The organism is Paenibacillus sp. Soil766 (assembly GCF_001428105.1).
Lineage (GTDB): Bacteria > Bacillota > Bacilli > Paenibacillales > NBRC-103111 > Paenibacillus_E.
This window is the reverse complement of sequence record NZ_LMSJ01000060.1, coordinates 71,546-85,663: the sequence shown is the minus strand read 5'-3', so window position 1 is coordinate 85,663 and position 14,118 is coordinate 71,546. Positions and strand designations below refer to the sequence as shown.

12 protein-coding genes are annotated in these 14,118 nt (G+C 43.0%); 9 read left to right on the top strand and 3 right to left on the bottom strand.

The window, feature by feature from the left end; all coding sequences use genetic code 11:
* The first annotated feature begins 115 nt into the window (after positions 1-115).
* The 8 genes from ASG89_RS34305 (at position 116) to ASG89_RS34270 (ending at position 10,756) form a co-directional block, all read left to right on the top strand.
* Entirely contained in the window at positions 116-1,021 is a 906-nt protein-coding gene (locus ASG89_RS34305; RefSeq protein ID WP_057315826.1) for an ABC transporter permease, read from the top strand.
* 2 nt (positions 1,022-1,023) lie between these two features.
* Positions 1,024-1,893 (top strand): carbohydrate ABC transporter permease, encoded by an 870-nt coding sequence (locus ASG89_RS34300; protein WP_057315825.1) that lies wholly within the window; start codon positions 1,024-1,026, stop codon positions 1,891-1,893.
* 66 nt (positions 1,894-1,959) lie between these two features.
* Entirely contained in the window at positions 1,960-3,546 is a 1,587-nt protein-coding gene (locus ASG89_RS34295) for an extracellular solute-binding protein (protein ID WP_057315824.1), read from the top strand.
* A gap of 70 nt (positions 3,547-3,616) precedes the next feature.
* Entirely contained in the window at positions 3,617-6,286 is a 2,670-nt protein-coding gene (locus tag ASG89_RS34290; RefSeq protein WP_057315823.1) for a glycosylhydrolase-like jelly roll fold domain-containing protein, read from the top strand.
* A complete protein-coding gene (locus ASG89_RS34285) occupies positions 6,286-8,340 on the top strand; it encodes a beta-galactosidase (RefSeq protein WP_057315822.1) in 2,055 nt (684 codons plus the stop codon). Before ASG89_RS34290 ends, ASG89_RS34285 begins: the two co-directional genes overlap by 1 nt.
* Positions 8,341-8,486: 146 nt before the next feature.
* On the top strand, positions 8,487-8,939 hold the full coding sequence (locus ASG89_RS34280; protein ID WP_057315821.1) for a MarR family winged helix-turn-helix transcriptional regulator: 453 nt from the start codon (positions 8,487-8,489) through the stop codon (positions 8,937-8,939).
* A gap of 26 nt (positions 8,940-8,965) precedes the next feature.
* Complete coding sequence (locus ASG89_RS34275; RefSeq protein WP_057315820.1) at positions 8,966-9,496, top strand: GNAT family N-acetyltransferase; 531 nt, start codon at positions 8,966-8,968, stop codon at positions 9,494-9,496.
* A 21-nt stretch (positions 9,497-9,517) separates the two neighbouring features.
* Positions 9,518-10,756 (top strand): MFS transporter, encoded by a 1,239-nt coding sequence (locus tag ASG89_RS34270; RefSeq protein ID WP_057315819.1) that lies wholly within the window; start codon positions 9,518-9,520, stop codon positions 10,754-10,756.
* Here the strand turns inward: ASG89_RS34270 and ASG89_RS34265 are convergent.
* Positions 10,753-12,189 carry a PLP-dependent aminotransferase family protein gene (locus tag ASG89_RS34265; RefSeq protein ID WP_057315818.1) on the bottom strand — a complete coding sequence of 479 codons (1,437 nt, stop codon included), beginning with the start codon at positions 12,187-12,189 and terminating at the stop codon, positions 10,753-10,755. The genes ASG89_RS34270 and ASG89_RS34265 overlap by 4 nt on opposite strands.
* Before the next feature lie 206 nt (positions 12,190-12,395).
* On the opposite strand from ASG89_RS34265, the gene ASG89_RS36930 reads away from it, so the two are divergent.
* Entirely contained in the window at positions 12,396-12,536 is a 141-nt protein-coding gene (locus ASG89_RS36930) for a hypothetical protein (RefSeq protein WP_157276917.1), read from the top strand.
* A 94-nt stretch (positions 12,537-12,630) separates the two neighbouring features.
* Here the strand turns inward: ASG89_RS36930 and ASG89_RS34260 are convergent, their stop codons facing one another.
* Complete coding sequence (locus ASG89_RS34260; RefSeq protein WP_057315817.1) at positions 12,631-12,849, bottom strand: hypothetical protein; 219 nt, start codon at positions 12,847-12,849, stop codon at positions 12,631-12,633.
* Between the two features lie 223 nt (positions 12,850-13,072).
* The gene (locus tag ASG89_RS34255; RefSeq protein WP_057315816.1) at positions 13,073-14,083 is read right to left on the bottom strand and encodes a DUF3231 family protein; all 1,011 of its coding nucleotides are present in this window, start codon (positions 14,081-14,083) and stop codon (positions 13,073-13,075) included.
* Positions 14,084-14,118: the final 35 nt, after the last annotated feature.

Here is a 14,118-nt window from a genome sequence, read left to right as displayed (position 1 = left end):
TTCTAAGAAATGACCTTGTTTTTACTTGGATTTGCCCAATTGAGGGATGTTCCCCCTGACGGTATGATTATATATGTAAGCGATATCAACAAGAGGATACGGGGGAGGGAACACAGTGAAAGTAGCTTCAATAAATCGAATGAAGGTGTATTGGCCCTTGTACGTCATGGCGATTCCGGGAATTATTTTTCTCGTTATTTTTAAATACATCCCATTGGCCGGCGCTGTAATCGCCTTCAAAGACTACTCGGTATTCAAAGGATTCATCGATAGTCCTTGGGTAGGTCTCAAGCATTTTAAGACATTAATTCATCATCCTGATTTCGTCAGGGTGTTCAGCAACACAATGATTTTGGGACTTTTGAAAATCGTTTTAGTTTTTCCAGTTGCTGTTCTGCTGGCACTTATGATGAACGAAATTCGAAAATCAGCACTAAAAAAAGGGATTCAAACCGCGCTGTACATTCCGCACTTTTTGTCATGGGTTATCGTGGCTGGTATTATTTTCGATTTCTTTTCGATCAGCGGATTGTTCAACATCGTCATTGGATGGTTTGGTCATGAACCTGTGCTAGCGATGCAGGAGAGCGCGTACTTCCGACCTATTTATGTGATCTCATCGATTTGGAGAGACGCTGGTTGGGGAACGGTGGTGTATATGGCTGCCATCAGTGCGATCGACCCGCAGCTCTATGAATCGGCCATGATGGATGGCGCATCGAAATTTAGGCAAATTCGTCATATTACCTTTCCGCTTCTACTGCCTACAGTGCTAATCCTATTCTTGCTTGAAATCGGTAACTTCTTGGATCTAGGATTCGATCAAGTCTTTAACATGCTAACTCCGATGACTTACAACGTTGGAGATATCCTCGATACGTATGTGTTCAGAACAGGGATTCAGCAGGCACAGTATAGTTTTGCAACGGCGGTAGGCTTGTTCCAGTCCGTGATCGGTTTCACTTTGGTGTTTATCTTCAATAAACTATCGAAGAAAGTTTCGGATGGGGGGCTCTGGTAGATATGTTTGAATCGCGTGGGGAAAAAATATTCGTATCAACCATTACGATCTTTCTCATCTTGTTGTCCGTCATGGCATTGGTGCCGCTGTTGTCTGTGATTTCCACATCGTTAAGTTCGAAAAGTGCTGTCGATATGAATCTGGTCACCATCTGGCCTAAGCAATTTACGTTGGACTCGTGGGGGCAAATGATTGACCGTCCCGACTTGTGGAAATCGTTTTTCCTAACGCTCGTTTCGACGGTAATAGGCACGGGGCTTGCTTTGTTAATGACTGCTTTACTTGCATATCCACTGTCGAAAAGGGAATTCCGTTGGGGCCCTGTCATTATGGTCGGCGTGGTCATCGCGATGATCTTTAAAGCACCGCTAATCCCTTACTTCTTAACGGTTCGAGGTGTCGGGCTTTATAATAACCCATTGGTGCTCATCGTGCCGCACATTCTGAATCCGTTCAATCTGATCATCATGAGATCTTTTTTTAAGCAGTTTTCGAAAGAGTTAGAGGAAGCGGCATTTATCGAAGGATGCGGATATTTCCGAATGCTGTTTCAATTCGTACTTCCGCTGTCCAAAGCAGTACTGGCGACACTGGCACTCTTTTACGGTGTTGTGCTGTGGAACCAATTCCAGCATCCTCTCTTTTTCTTGCAAGATCCGAACTGGTTCCCGCTGCAAATTAAGATTCGCCAGTTCATCACAGATGATAACGTGATTATGGTGGGGGCCGCTTCAACAGCTGACTTGAATTATAACGAGCGAACTTTAAGAGCGGTAACTGTCATTTTTGCCATTATTCCAATTGTCATGGTGTATCCGTTCCTTCAGAAATACTTTGTCAAAGGAGCTATGATTGGCTCGGTAAAAGGGTAAGAAGATCTTCTGGTTTCTAGGCACTTGCCTTAAACATATTATTTCAATTCATAGGGGGATTAAAACATGGGTTTTAAAAAGTTAGGGTTGGTATCTGCGACATGTCTCCTTGCGATTACAGCTGTGACTGGCTGTAGTAGTGCAAACAAAGAATCTTCCCAAGGTACTACTGCACCTTCTGCACAGGTTCAAGATGCGAATGGCAGTGAAGTTGTTGATATTGAAGTGTGGGGTACCAACATCGGTTACAAACCGATTACTAAAGGAAGCAAGCTGTATGAATTATATAAGGAAAAGCTTGGTGTAGGCGTTATTCATCCCTATATAGAGTGGAACGGCGGTACCAACTACTTGAATCAGTTGAACCTGAAAATCGCTGCAGGCGAAGTACCAGATCTATTCTTGCCAAAAGAAGGCATTGAAAATAGCCTTGCTAAAAATGGTGCGATTGCCGATCTTACTGAGCTATTGCCTAAATATGCTCCGAACCTTTGGAATGCCATCCCGAAAGATATTTGGGATATCGTCAAAGCGAATGACCCTACGGGTCAAGGGAAAATATTTTATATCCCAGGCGTAGTTGACTATGGAAGATATGCAGGAATGATTCGCAAAGATTGGCTTGATAAATTGGGATTACAGATGCCGAAAACGCAAGACGAGTACGTAAAGGTACTAGAAGCTTTCCGGGACAAGGATCCTAACGGTAACGGACAGAAGGATGAGCTTCCAACAGGTGGCCGTCAAGAAGCACGCTGGATGGATCATTTGTTCGCGATGTATGGCGTGGCTATGTTTGAAGGATATCCGCAATGGGATCTGTACGATGGCAAACTGACCTATGCTGCAGTAACACCGAACATGAAAGCCGCTTTGGAATTTGCTGCTAAGTTGTATAAAGACGGACTGCTTGATAAGGAATCGCTCCTTAACGACAAGGCGAAGTGGGACGGAAAAGTAAATGACGGAAGAGCCGGAAACTTCTTCCACTGGGCAGAAACAAGCTATTTATACATGGAAAATACATTTAAAAATACGGGTGTGAAACCTGACTTTGCTGTCCTCCCTGTACCAGAAGTTCAAGGATACAAAGGATTCTACACGTGGAAGAGATTCTTAGAACCACAATGGGTTGTCAAGAACACCAAGGATCAAAAGAAGTTGATGGCTACATTGAAATTGCTGAATAATATGTATGACAAGAAGGTTTGGAACTCGCTATTCCTTGGCGTTGAAGGCATGCACTACTCAATGAAAGACGGCAAAGCTGTTAAACTTCCGGATGATAAAAGCACACAAGAGAACCTAATCCTTGATCCATATTCCAAATTGTCCACACTTGACTTCATGACTGAACTCAACAAAAGCACGGCGTCACAAGATAGAATGTGGGCTGTTGATCAAACGAACAGAAATATGCAAGAAGCACAAAAGTATGCGAAAACGATTGCTGGTGATGGTATGCCAGCAACCGTGTACGATGGTTTCCCAGACATTAACAACCGTACGTTGTTTATCGAATATGCTACGAAGATTATCCTAGGGCAATATCCGCTTAGCAAATTCGATGAGTTTGTAGACAAATGGAACAAATCGGGTGGCGAAGAGGTTACGAAACGTTCTAGAGAATGGTATGCAAAAGTGAAAAAATAATAGGGAATGACGCGATCCGCTCGGCTTCTTATGGAAGTCGGGCGGATCTTGTTAAAAAGGGGATTTTACAATGAGTAATCGTTTGAAAGCAGTACTTGAAGGCCAAGAGAACAATTACATTCTTCCTTTTCTCTGGCAGCATGGTGAGGAAGAAGACATGATACGTGAAGAAATTGCCCGTGTGCATGAATCAGGCATCGGAGCTGTATGTATAGAAGCTCGTCCTCATCCGGATTTTCTAGGACCAAAGTGGTGGACGGATATCGACATTATTATGGATGAGGCCCGCAACCGCGGCATGAAGGTATGGATACTTGATGACGATCATTTTCCAACGGGACATGCGGCAGGCAAGGTGAAGGATGCCCCTGAGGAGCTTCATCGCAAGTTTTTAGGCGAGCGTTTCATCGATACTATCGGTCCTGCTAAGGGATCATCTTTCCTCTTGGATACCTTGCTACTGAGTGGGCTTCGGCCAACTTACTCTAATCTTGACTACGCGAGTGGGAAAAATAAGTTGATTTCTGTTGTCGCAGTTCGTCGCGACTTGGAGAACGGAACATTAACAAGTGACTGCATAGATATTACTGAACTTGTGCAGGATGGCATCCTTTATTGGGATATCCCTGAAGGATATTGGCGAGTGTTTATTATTTCGGAGAATAAGGATGGCGGCAGCCTTCAGCAGGAAGATTATTTAAATCCGATCGTTCGGGATTCTGTTCGAATTCTCATTGATACGGTATATGAGGCTGTATATGAGCACTACAAGGATGACTTTGGAAAGACTCTTGCAGGCTTCTTTTCGGATGAACCCGGATTTTACAATGATAAGACGACCTTTGACTTTCAATCAAAACCTGGGAAACAAGGGGTTGTGCTCCCTTGGAGCAGCGACATGCCGGCTTTACTTGAACAAGCTTTAGGTGAGGATTACCGAAAGCACCTACATCTCCTCTGGCATGATGCTGGAGAACAATCGAATGTGGTGCGGTACGCCTATATGAATATTGTTAGCAAGTTATACGCGGAGAATTTCTGTGACCAGATCGGGGAATGGTGTAGGGCCCGCGGGATCGAATATATCGGGCACGTACTTGAAGACGGCAACGTTCATGCTAGGCTTGGCTCCGGGGCGGGACACTTCTTCCGTTCACTTTGGGGACAAGACATGTCCGGTATCGATGTGGTATTGTGGCAGATCATCCCCGGTTTCGATGAGCTGAATTTCCGCAATGCGACCGGAATTGCAGATGGTGAATTTTTTCACTATGGTCTCACCAAACTCGGTGTGTCGCTTGGACACATCGATCCCAAAAAGCAAGGCAGGACGATGTGCGAGGTATACGGGGCATACGGCTGGGCAGAAGGCTTGAAGTTGATGAAATGGATCACAGACCATATGCTCGTGCGCGGAGTTAACTATTTTGTCCCTCATGCCTTTACGCAAAAGGCTTTTCCAGATCCGGATTGTCCGCCGCATCTATATGCGAATGGGAAAAATCCGCAATTTCGTTATTACAAACATTTAAATCATTACATGAATCGGATTAGTCACCTGATTTCAGGTGGGAGGCATATAGCCACTGCGGCCGTCGTGTATCATGCGGAAGCGGAATGGTCAGGGGAAGCGATGCTTTTTCAGAAGCCCGTGAAGCAATTGATGCAGCATCAGATTGATTGCGATATCCTGCCTATCGATATACTTCTCGATGCAGCAAGCGTGAAGGAGAACAAACTGCATGTCCATAACGAGGATTTTGCATGCCTTATCGTGCCTTATGCCGAAGCACTCCCGGCGGCGATGATTCGGCGTTTGGCAGAGTTTGCCGAACAGGGACTCATGATTCGCTTTGTCGATGGACTGCCAATACGCTCGAGCGAGGGCAGTGATGTTACTGAGGAACTGTATCATCTTGCCGCTCATCGGAATGTAAAGCTTACTTCTTTAGATATGCTGGCGCAAGATCTTGTTGCAGACGGACATTACGAGATTAAAGTTGACCAATACCAGCCGTATCTTCGTAACTATCACTATCTCCACGAAAATATGGATGTGTTTATGTTCTTTAACGAACACCCGAATCAATCTATTCAGACGAAAGTGGAGATACCCGTCCAAGGTGATCTCATTGCCTACGATGCTTTCCTGAATCGTTTGGTTAGTGTGAATGTAATCACAGAGAACGGGGCAAAAATGGTTCAGCTAGACCTTTCTCCATACGAATCCATCATCCTGCTTCATGGTGCCGATCTTGAGGGTTATTCCGTTACGCCGCGTTACGCCATTTCATCGGAAATTGAGCTAAAAGGCGAATGGACAGTTTCTACCGCTGAAGCGGAGCATTACCCTCATTTTAAGGAATGGGGAAAATTAACGGCATTAACGAACATGAGTGGGCCTGATTATTTACCACGTTTTTCGGGAACATTTCGTTTTGAAACGGAGTTTGAATGGGGCGAATCGGCGAACAGCGTTTTGTTAGATTTGGGTGAGGTTTATGAAACGGCAGAAGTATGGTTAAACGACGAGCAAGCAGGAGTGTGTATTTGTCCGCCATACCACTTGGAGATTAATGGATTGATCAAGAAGGGCAACAACAAGCTTGTCATTGAAGTGACGAATACCCTTGTGAAGGATCAGCGCGACTATTTGTCGGCCTTTGCGCAGCAGGAACCAAGCGGACTTATCGGACCTGTTCGGTTGAAGAGCGTCTTTGCTTTAGGAGGACAAAGGTAATGGCAAAATCCATTCAAATGGATAAATTGCGGTTAGGTGTTTGTTACTATCCGGAGCATTGGACGGAAGAGCTGTGGTCAGAAGATTTTAGAAGAATGAAAGAGATGAATATTACAGTCATTCGGTTAGCCGAGTTTGCTTGGACGATTTTAGAGCCGCAGGAAGGCTGTTTCGATTTTAGTTTCTTTGGGCGTGTGATGGATCTTGCGCATCATTATGGTTTGAAAGTGATCTTGGGAACTCCCACGGCAACACCTCCAGCATGGCTTACATATAAGTATCCAGAAGTATTGAATGCGAATGTGGATGGTGTTATATATAGGCACGGCATGCGACGTCATACGAATTATTCAAGTCCGAAGTACAGAGAGCTGTGTGAACGTATCGTTAGCAAAATGGTGGAAGCATATCGCAATCATCCCACGCTGATTGGTTGGCAGATTGATAATGAACTCAATTGTCAGATGGATGTCTTTTATGCAGAGACTGATCATATAGCGTTTCGAGAATGGCTCCAAGTTCGTTATGGGACGTTAGAGAACCTGAACAAAGCTTGGGGCACCGTGTTCTGGAGCCAGACCTATACCGAATGGGAGCAGGTTTATCTCACGCGAACAATGGTAGGGATGTCGCCGAATCCACATTTGGCTTTAGATGAGAAAAGATTTATTTCGGACATCACCATTTCATTTGCCAAGCTGCAAGCGGATATCATCAGGGAACTAGATCCGCATCATTGGGTCACGACGAACGGCACGTTCGGTCATATTGATAATCACGAAATGACGGATAAGCTATTGGATTTCTTTTCGTATGATTCTTATCCGCAGTTTGCAACGATTCGTGTTGGCGATGATGAAAATCCGCTCCATGATCGCGCTTGGAGTATGAAGTTATCCAACGTCCGTTCGATGTCGCCGAATTTCTGTGTGATGGAGCAGCAATCTGGTCCTGGGGGTTGGGTGGATGGTAAGGCAATGGGGACGCCTAGGCCGGGGCAAATCCGCCTATGGTCTTATCAATCTGTACTTCACGGCACGGACCTTCTTGTCTATTTCCGCTGGCGAACGGCAACGATGGGGACTGAATTGTATTGGCATGGCATTAACGATTACCATAACGAACCGAATCGCAGAGTGAGAGAGGTAGCCCAGATAGGTGAAGAGTTTGCAAAAATTGGTGAGCTCATTGTTGGGACGACCTATCGAGCAGAGATTGCCATCATGCAGGATTATGATAACAGTTGGGATGGAGAACTGGATCAGTGGCACGGTCCGCTCAATAACCAGAGTGTGCGTTCGTGGTATAAGCAGCTGCAATATCGTCATCTGCCAACAGATATGATTACATTGCGACCAAGAACTGTTCTCGAAGATCTAAGGAAATACAAAGCAATCGTCTATCCGCATCCCGCGATCATGACAGATGAAACTGCAGCACTCCTTCAAGATTTCGTTGAACAAGGAGGTATGCTATTCTTCGGTGCGCGTACCGGATATAAGAATCCAAGCGGTCATTGTTATATGCGGCCATTCCCGGGAGTAGTTGCTGAACTATGCGGGATTAAGATTGATGATTTTACATTAATCAAAGGGAATGTATTGCCTGCTGAATTGAGCTGGAAAGGCAGCCACTTGCCTTCGGGAACGATAGCAGTCGGCTTTAATGAGATTCTTCATGCTGCAAAAGCCGATGTAGATATTATGGCTGAATACGCCTCCGAGTACTACATGGGTATGCCTGCATTATCAAGGCGAACGGTTGGTCAGGGACAGGTATGGTATTACGGAGCCGCTTACAACGAGCCTGTGGTGGATGCTATTTTGGATGAAATTGGTCTGAAATCTCCCGTAGCTGAGTATATGGATATCCCTTCCGAAGTTGAGCTGGGTATTCGATACTCACAAGAGAAGGCGTATATTTTCTTATTGAATTATTCAGATAAGCAGGTTACGGTCAATTTGAGAAAGCCAGTTGTATCGCTATTTGATGGAAGTACGATTGAAAATAATGTTACCCTGAATCCTTACGGTGTTCAGATTCTATCTTCCTGAACAGAAACTAACTTTTTTAGCCACCACGCCCCTTTATAGGGGCTTTTCTGCAATATTTATGTTGCAAATGCAATATAATAAGGCTAGAATAGTTCTACTGATTATGTTGAATTTGCAATATAATAAATTATTTAAGGAGCTTAATTATGAAGGAAATCCTTCGTGAGATTGGAATGATCGCTAGGGCATTAGATTCAATAAGTAATATCGAATTTAAAGAGTATGACCTTACAAAAGGTCAGTTTCTGTACCTTGTACGGATCTGTGAAAGCCCAGGGATTATTCAAGAAAAGTTAGCTGAAATGATAAAGGTAGATCGTACAACTGCAGCTCGTGCAATTCAAAAACTCGAAATGAATGGGTTTATTGTAAAGAGAGATGACATACTGAATAAAAAAATTAAAAAGCTCTTTCCAACAGAGAAAGGAGAAAATGTGTACCCTTTTATAAAAAGTGAACATGACTATTCGAATAGTGTTGCATTAGACGGGTTGTCAGAAAGCGAAGTAGAAACCATTTTCTTGCTTCTTCAACGAATAAGAAAAAATGTTGTTAAAGACTGGGAGTTCGTAAAGAAGGGAAACAAGAGGAATTATTGATTATCATAAAGGAGCGATATAGTAGAATGACAATACAAATACAAAAGTGTATCTTTGACGATTTATGCAAACTTCAAGAAATTAGTGTTGAAACATTTACGGAGACATTTAAGGATCATAATTCACCCGAAAGTTTGAATGCCTATCTAGAAAGAGCATATAACTTAAAACAGCTAGAAAAGGAATTATCTGATCCCTTTTCGCAATTCTTTTTTGTTTATTTAAATGATGAAGTTGCTGGATATTTAAAGGTCAACACCAATGATGCTCAATCTGAAGAAAAAATGGGCGATGACTCACTTGAGATTGAGCGGATTTATATAAAAAGCAAATTTCAAGGGCATGGACTTGGCAAATATCTACTAACTAAAGCGGTAGAAACTGCAATGGAACGTGATAAGAAGAAAGTTTGGCTCGGGGTATGGGAAGAGAATGAGAACGCTATTGCTTTTTATAAGAAAATGGGGTTTGTCCAAACAGGATCCCACTCTTTCTATATGGGAGATGAGGAACAAATAGATTTTGTAATGACCAAATTACTCATGCCAGAAAGATAACAAGTTAGGAGTACACCAAGAATGAAGAAAAGTTTAGGCAAGATCAACAAAATTTACGCCATGCAGCTGGCAACCATTTTTATTGGATTTATCATCTTCGGGTTCTCGGAAAATATAAAGGGTCCGGCAATACCACGTATTCAATTCGACTTTATGTTGAATGAATCCCAGCTCGGCACTTTATTATCTTTGAATGCTCTGGGTTATTTAATAGCCTGTTCCTTTACAGCGTATTTGACCAAGAAATGGGGGATCAAATGGGTCACTGTTGCCGCGTTCGCCTCTATGGCCGTATCCGGTATCCTCATTTATTTCTCCCATTTGTACATGTTGTTCTCGGCATCGTATTTCCTGATGTATATCGGCAACGGGATGTTGGAGATTGGCCTGGCTATTCTAAGCGCTCGGATTTTCGTGAGAAACACGGGCATGATGATGAATATGACGCATGGCTTTTATGGCTTAAGTTCAACTGTCGCTCCACTTATTGCAACTGGCCTTATGAAGGTGACGATTGCTGGCCACACGCTGGATTGGCGCGGGATGTATTTGGTGGTGTTGCTCTTGTCTGTGATCCCGATTCTGATTGCATTGTTCAGTACATTCCCAGTGGATGATATTTCACACGAAGACCGTATTCCATTAAAAGTCTTGTTGAAAGACCGGGTACTATGGTTAATGGTGCTGGTGCTTACGTTTGGAGTTGTGTCCGAATTGGCTGTAGGCGGCTGGCTCGTTAATTTTCTGGAAAAAGCGTATAGCTGGGATACCATCAATGCTTCTAGCATGTTGTCTATCTTTTTCTTATGCTTCGCGCTGGCCAGACTAATTCTCGGTCCACTAACAGACCGGATAGGGTTTGTCTTATCCCTCATTATTTCCTCAGGGTTTTCGGCATTATGTACGTTAGTTGCCATATTAGGTGGTGAGAGTGTCGCGTTCCTGTTTGCTGCTTCTGGTATAGGCATTGCGATGATTTATCCGACAGTGATGGCTTTTATAGCCAAGAGATATCCGAAGGGTAGTGATACGGTTATCACATTCACGGTAACATTGATGGGAATAGGCAGTGTGATCGGCAATTATCTCATCGGGGGAATCACAGGGCTCGTCAAACACATGGTTGGCGAGGATTCGCCCACAAGCTTGCTTCGAGGACTTCAAGCTGGCTACGGTTTTATTGGATTATGTGCAGCCTTATGTGCAATAACTGGACTTATTTTATACGTGCATTTGCATAAGAGAAAAGAAGTCATCTAAATCATCAACTCTCGTAGTGCCATAGCGAATCTGGATATCCCCAATGCAATCTCCTCCGGCTTCGCCCTTGCGAATGTAAATCGCACATAACCCGAATCGGAACCATAAACACTTCCGGGTACCATGACGATTCCATTTTTAATGGATGCTTCCAATAAAACACTGTCTGGAATATTCGGAATCAATTTGCACCAAAAATGAATGCCTCCTACTGGCGCCACATACTCGATTAGACCTGAAAGTTCCTTCTCTAAGGATTCGATAAGTAAATCCCGTTTAAATTGAAGCTGGATACGCAATCGATCCAAATGAGGAGCAAAATAAGATGACTGTAGAAATTGCCCCGCTATCTGCTGCGGAATGATGCTTAATCCAAAATCCATCTGTTGTCTAGCATCGGCTAGCCGTTCCACAATGGAACGAGGCGCTACCATCCATCCGATCCGTAAGCCAGAAGCAGCGATCTTGGAGAATGAGCCAATATATAGAACCGAACCCGTCGTATCCATGGATTTGAGTGACAAAGGAGGGACGCCTTCATAAGATGTTAAGCTGTATGGATCATCTTCCACTACAGGAATTCCTAACTCACAAATAATATCAAGAAGGCGTTTGCGCCTTTCATCACTGAGTACCGTTCCAGTTGGGTTCTGGTAATTGGGATTCAAGAACACCATCTTAATACGGTGTTTTTTGTATAATGTGCGAATATCTTCTGGCTGTATGCCATGATTATCGACTGGTAGGCGGAACAAGCGAAGACCAGCTGATTGAAACATTGGCAGCGAATAGCAGTAGGATGGATCTTCAATTGCAACTGCATCACCTGGAGACAGAAGACATTGCGTGATTAAAAATAGCGATTGCTGAGAGCCTGATGTGATAAGAATGGAGGATTCTGTTGTCCGGATTCCTCGATAATTGTTCAGATAATCTACTAAAGCCTCTCTTAATGGCTTAGAGCCTTGAGGGTTATCGTAACCCAGATAGGATGTATATGCATTTTTACTCATTAGTGCAGCGATTTCATCAGTGGGAGCTAGATCAGCCGATAGTTCACCGCTCGCAAAGTCGATCAATGATGGATTTTGAGCTAGCGCTTCGCGGATCCTCCGCAAAAAGGGCAGGTTAGGAAGAAAGCTTCCTCCTTCGGCAAACCGACTCCAGTTTGGCGTATGTTTAGGAGTGGCCCCCCATTTGGATGTACTTACCCGAGTTCCGCTACCCGTACGGCTTTCGATAATCCCCAAGGATCGAAGTTCTGCGAATGCCGAAATGACAGTGCTGCGGTTTACGTCAAATTGCTCAGCAAGTTTCCGCTCGGAGGGCAGCAAGCTTCCCGGAGGAAATTCCCCGTATGAAATTCTTTGCTCGAGATGGTCGGCAATTTGCTCGTAAAGTGCTTTTTTACTATTACGATCAGGTTTCCACATCTTAAAATCCCCTTGAATATTCATATCAAACCAAACAAATTTATATCTATAATACCACTTATCTAGGAAAAATAATCTATTTCACCGCGGTATTAGTGGATGGCATAAAAATTGATTAATTGGTTGGTTACATTCGTCCTATTCAATTTTATGATAGTTATTAGTGTTACGCTTGTTGTTATAAACTCTGGAAAGGAGATGGACCAGTGGCAGCTTTGATATCTTTTATTTTGCTTTGTACTGCGCTTGTATCAAGTCCATTGATCATCGCTATAGGTGGCGCTCGTCTCATCCGTGAAGATGACCGTGAAATTGAAAATAAAAAGGCAAGGTTACTTTCTATTTGAACCATTTTTTATTGAAGTAAAGCTATTTTTGAAATAGAAAGAACCTTAGTACAGTGACTTACTGAACTAAGGTTCTTTGTCTCAAATTACCCTATTACATAATAAATTTGACAATATAAACGACCAAAGCTAACAATCCTAAAGGGATGATAACAGCGTAATAAAGAGTAAGATTAACGAATATGCTTTTTGTTTGGCGATCATATCCCGGGTTACCTTCTTTATTTTTATTGGAATGCCCGATTGCTATTGTTGCTACCGCCCCGGTAATTAAAATAGCAGCAAATATAATGTAATAAACATATAACGACATATGTTTCACTCCTTTATGTTTTTTAGTACCATAGTATCAGTTCATCAATGTCATGTAACCATCCAATCAACAATCGATATATCCATCCAATTAAGGAGGTTCTACATGGTTCTACCCAACGGGTAAACTCTCTCTTATTGAGGCCATTGAAGACTTATAAAAAGACGACCTATATCCCCCTTATTGTCGGGTTGAAGGTCGTCTTCTTGTTGAGATCACACATTCAAACTTTGGATAATTTTTTTCTGTCAGGCGCTTGCGGGGGTTCTTCCAAATAACCATTTGCGATCATCAGTTTAGCCCCGTCTTCAGCGAAGGTTGCGATTTCTGCTGCAAGCCTAACGTAATCTGTGGCGATGTCTTTTCTCGGGCTTGATGCTGCTGAAATTCCATAGTTCGCTGTGCCTGCTACGACTAATAACGATACATGGAAAAGAATTAGCTTATCGGAAAAAGGAGGCTCCATCGAATCCATGACATCCGTATCCCAAGACATCGGAACGGGAATGTCTTCGTTAATGCAGCGATCAGAAAATATTTTCATGTGCTTAGAGGATATATCTTTACCCGTTAGTAAATACTGGCGAATTTCCTGTGACCGGACAACTTGGCTGAATCCCATCATTAAAGCTTTGCCCAAGGCATTTGTTTGAATGTTAGCGAAAAGTTGTGCAATTTCAATCGATAACAGAGGCCGCTTCTCGCCAAAGCCGAAAAATCCACCGGAGAGAAAATGTTGGTTTTTAACAAAATCAATGCGATCGGGTGTGGATATATACGGAGGACGTATATATAGTCCTTTTTTTTGTAACACTTCGGTTACTTTTTGATCCAGCGTGATTGCTTGCATGATACTATTGCTAAAAAACGTCCTTACATCTGCACGTGACACCATGGAATAAGCTGCTCCAAACGTTGTCAGGCCAACCTTAGTCATATTTTTGATGTAATACAAGGAAAAATTATCCGAAAATAATCGCTTGGCATTCATATTCACGTCTTCATCCGTAAACCCTTTGGGGATTGGGAAATCTTCAGAAATGAAGAGTTTTGATAATTCATGAATATGTTTATCAGAATTTTCTGACGCTAATTCAATGACGGATTTAATTTCTGCATCCTCGACATTACATAGAAAATAACGTAATACACATTTCGCCATCGACTCATTTATATAGGTGGTCCAAAGCGTTGCCATTTCCGCTGAAGTAAATCTAATGTTATGTTCTTCCATAAACTCTCCATTTTCACCAAGATTAATATAAAGTA

Bases quoted from the DNA above. Each gene is read 5' to 3' on its own strand.
- ASG89_RS34265 (WP_057315818.1), bottom strand. From the start codon at position 12,189: ATGTGGAAACCTGATCGTAATAGTAAAAAAGCACTTTACGAGCAAATT.
- ASG89_RS34290 (WP_057315823.1), top strand. From the start codon at position 3,617: ATGAGTAATCGTTTGAAAGCAGTACTTGAAGGCCAAGAGAACAATTAC.
- ASG89_RS34295 (WP_057315824.1), top strand. From the start codon at position 1,960: ATGGGTTTTAAAAAGTTAGGGTTGGTATCTGCGACATGTCTCCTTGCG.
- ASG89_RS34270 (WP_057315819.1), top strand. From the start codon at position 9,518: ATGAAGAAAAGTTTAGGCAAGATCAACAAAATTTACGCCATGCAGCTG.
- ASG89_RS34260 (WP_057315817.1), bottom strand. From the start codon at position 12,849: ATGTCGTTATATGTTTATTACATTATATTTGCTGCTATTTTAATTACC.
- ASG89_RS34300 (WP_057315825.1), top strand. From the start codon at position 1,024: ATGTTTGAATCGCGTGGGGAAAAAATATTCGTATCAACCATTACGATC.
- ASG89_RS34280 (WP_057315821.1), top strand. From the start codon at position 8,487: ATGAAGGAAATCCTTCGTGAGATTGGAATGATCGCTAGGGCATTAGAT.
- ASG89_RS34255 (WP_057315816.1), bottom strand. From the start codon at position 14,083: ATGGAAGAACATAACATTAGATTTACTTCAGCGGAAATGGCAACGCTT.
- ASG89_RS34285 (WP_057315822.1), top strand. From the start codon at position 6,286: ATGGCAAAATCCATTCAAATGGATAAATTGCGGTTAGGTGTTTGTTAC.
- ASG89_RS34275 (WP_057315820.1), top strand. From the start codon at position 8,966: ATGACAATACAAATACAAAAGTGTATCTTTGACGATTTATGCAAACTT.